The organism is Nonomuraea sp. NPDC003201 (assembly GCF_053590415.1).
In genome coordinates, this window is sequence record NZ_JBSFTC010000650.1 from 1 (window position 1) to 2,582 (window position 2,582).

General features: G+C 72.4%; 5 protein-coding genes and 1 pseudogene. 3 read left to right on the forward strand and 3 right to left on the reverse strand.

Translation table 11 applies throughout. The features are described 5' to 3' along the window. Positions 1-255: pseudogene (locus ACWDX9_RS62250) on the forward strand (MerR family transcriptional regulator); the annotation flags it as partial. Positions 256-424: 169 nt separating this feature from the next. Here ACWDX9_RS62250 and ACWDX9_RS62255 read toward each other — a convergent pair. Then, positions 425-616, reverse strand: coding sequence for a DUF1918 domain-containing protein (locus ACWDX9_RS62255; RefSeq protein WP_449973272.1), 192 nt, complete (start codon positions 614-616; stop codon positions 425-427). Positions 617-795: 179 nt separating this feature from the next. Between ACWDX9_RS62255 and ACWDX9_RS62260 the strand changes: the two genes are divergently transcribed. Further along, the gene (locus tag ACWDX9_RS62260; RefSeq protein WP_449973273.1) at positions 796-1,173 is read left to right on the forward strand and encodes a hypothetical protein; all 378 of its coding nucleotides are present in this window, start codon (positions 796-798) and stop codon (positions 1,171-1,173) included. Next, entirely contained in the window at positions 1,112-1,327 is a 216-nt protein-coding gene (locus ACWDX9_RS62265) for an HAD-IA family hydrolase (protein ID WP_449973274.1), read from the forward strand. Before ACWDX9_RS62260 ends, ACWDX9_RS62265 begins: the two co-directional genes overlap by 62 nt. Here the strand turns inward: ACWDX9_RS62265 and ACWDX9_RS62270 are convergent. Beyond that, a complete protein-coding gene (locus ACWDX9_RS62270) occupies positions 1,284-2,123 on the reverse strand; it encodes an aldo/keto reductase (RefSeq protein ID WP_449973275.1) in 840 nt (279 codons plus the stop codon). The two genes, ACWDX9_RS62265 and ACWDX9_RS62270, sit on opposite strands and share 44 nt — an antisense overlap. Before the next feature lie 9 nt (positions 2,124-2,132). After that, a partial coding sequence (locus ACWDX9_RS62275; RefSeq protein WP_449973276.1) for an SIS domain-containing protein occupies positions 2,133-2,582 on the reverse strand: 450 nt, incomplete at its 5' end.

Sequence of the window (2,582 nt, forward strand, 5' to 3'; positions counted from 1 at the left end):
GCGGGCCTCGCCCCCGCGGCCCCCGAGGCGGGCTCCGTGGTGGCGGCGGTCGTGGCCGCGTACGCGCGTGACCGTGGCCTCCCGGACTCCCCCGCCCTCCGGCGGCGGCTGCTGGACCGGCTGGAGGAGGCGGACGACCCGCGCCGGGACCACTACCTCGAACTGCTGGCGGTCATCAACGGCTGGCCCGCGCCGGAGCCGCTGAGCCCCGCCCTCGGCTGGTTCACCGAGGCCCTGCGCGCCCGCCTGGACTGACGTTCCCGGCGGGTCCAGTACGGTTTCACCGTGATCTCTGAGCTCGGTTGAGTGTGTTGAGATGGGCGGTGGCCAAGCGTCTGGGCTCGCGGGTCGTAGTGCGGCTGTGGGTCGGTCGGGGCCGGATTCGTGTGGTGTGGGTCGGCACGGCTCAACTCGAGGGCAGCGGTCAGACAGCCTCGGCGGGCTCGACCACCGCGTCGGGTCCCGGGAAGATGAGTTGCTCGTGTCCGTCCTTGAACCGCACCAGGAACGGGGGCGTGCCGTTCTCGCCCCGGGTCTCGATGATCTCGCCTATCCGGTCTCCGTGGCCGACGACGTTGCCGTGGACGATCAGGTGGTCACCGACGTTCGCGCGCATGATGAGTTCCTCTCAGCTGGTCTTGGGCAACTTTGAGGTTCCTTCCCACATTGCACCCGAAGGGCCGCCCCGCAAAGGGCATGCCTTTCTCATGCCGCGTCTTATAGAAATCCACAAGCCCGCGCTCGACGCCTCGGCCATCCCGCGCCGCAGTAGCGTCGGTGCGGGAGGAGATCTTCGTGAAGGTGATCGTCTTTGACGCGATGAGCGTCCTGTACCGGTACGGCAACGTCCAGGGCCGGGTGCTCATCCCGTACCTGCGGGCCCAGGGCTGCGCGGCGCCGGAGGAGGAGATCCGGGCGGCGTACCGCTCGGTGACGCTCGGGCGCATGACCACGGACGCGTTCTGGGCGGCGCTCGGCCTGACGGCGCGGGACGAGCACTACTGTCGGGAACACGAGCTCACGGCCGGCACCCGCGAGGCCCTGGACGAGCTGGCGGGCGACGGGTTCGGATCTCGGGGCCCGAAAGCCCGACCTGGCGCCCTACGAGGCGGTGCTCGGCGAGCTGGGCGTGCCCGCCGAGCGGGTGCTGTTCGTGGACGACCGGCCGGTTAACCTGGCCTCGGCGCGCTCGCTGGGCATGCGTACCGTGCTGTTCCGCAGCGACGACACCGGAACCGCGTCCGAGCCCGGTGTCGGGAGCATGCAGGAGCTGGTCGCCGCCGCTAGGGCTGGAAGGCGTCCAGGGCGGCCAGGTCGTCGGGGGTGAGCTCGACGGCGGCCGCGTCCAGGTTCTCCTCCAGGTGGGCGAGCGACCCGGTGCCCGGCGTGGGCAGGATGACGGGCGAGTGGTGCAGCAGCCACGCCAGCGCCACCTGACCGGCGCTCGCCCCGTGCCGCCGCGCCGCCTCCGGCAGGCCGTCGCGGACCAGCGAGCCGTTGCCCAGGGGGAACCACGGCAGGAACGCCAGCCCGCGCTCCTCGCACGCCCGCAGCACCGGCGCGGACTCGCGGTCCAGCAGGTTGAAGCGGTTCTGTACTGAGGCGATCTCCGTGATCTCCAGCGCCCGCTCCAGCTCCTCCACGGTGACCGTGTCGAGGCCGATGTGCCGGATCTTGCCCTCCTGCCGCAGCTCGGCGAGCGTGCCGAGCTGGTCGGCCAGCGGCACGTCCGGGTCGATCCGGTGGAGCTGGTAGAGGTCGACGGTCTCGGTCTTGAGCCGGCGCAGGCTCGCCTCGCACATGGCGCGCAGCCGCTCGGGCCGCCCGGAGACGTGCCAGACGTTGGGGCCCGTACGGACGACGCCGCCCTTGGTCGCCACCACCAGATCGTCCGGGTACGGGTGCAGCGCCCGCGCCACCAGCTCTTCGGCCAGGTCGGGCCCGTAGTTGTCGGCCGTGTCGACGAGCGTCACCCCGCGTTCCACGGCGCGGCGCAGGATGGCGACGGCCTCGTCAGGGTCGAGGCGCGGCCCCCAGTAGCCGGGCCCGGTGAGCATGCCGGTGCCGTACCCGAGCCGGTTGACCCGCAGCTCGCCGGCGATGTCGAAAGTCTGACTGGTCACTGTGCCCTCTCAGTAGCTGTGGTCCGCCGTGACGTCGGCGGAGGCCGACACCGCCCGCTCGGCCGCGCCGCCGCGCAGCGCGAGCACGACCATGGACAGCGTGTCGACGATGGTGAGGTGGGCCAGGCGGCTGGCGACCGCCTCCATCCCGAAGACGAGGTCCTGCCCGCCGCCGACGAGCACCCAGGTGCTCTCCTCGGCCAGCGGCGAGCTGGCGTAGCTGGTGATCGCCACGACCCGCGCCCCGGCGGCGCGGGCGCGGCGGGCGGTGTCGACGGTCGAGCGGGTGGCGCCGCTGTGGCTGATCGCCAGGCAGACCGACGGCTCCGGCAGCAGCTCGGCGGCCAGGTGCGCGGTGAGCGGGCTACGGCAAGCTCCACATCCCCTCCTCCAGCGCCCTCTACATCGCGCACCGGGCCAGGAAGCTGGACGAGATCGCCCGGCGCTTCCTCGCCCGCC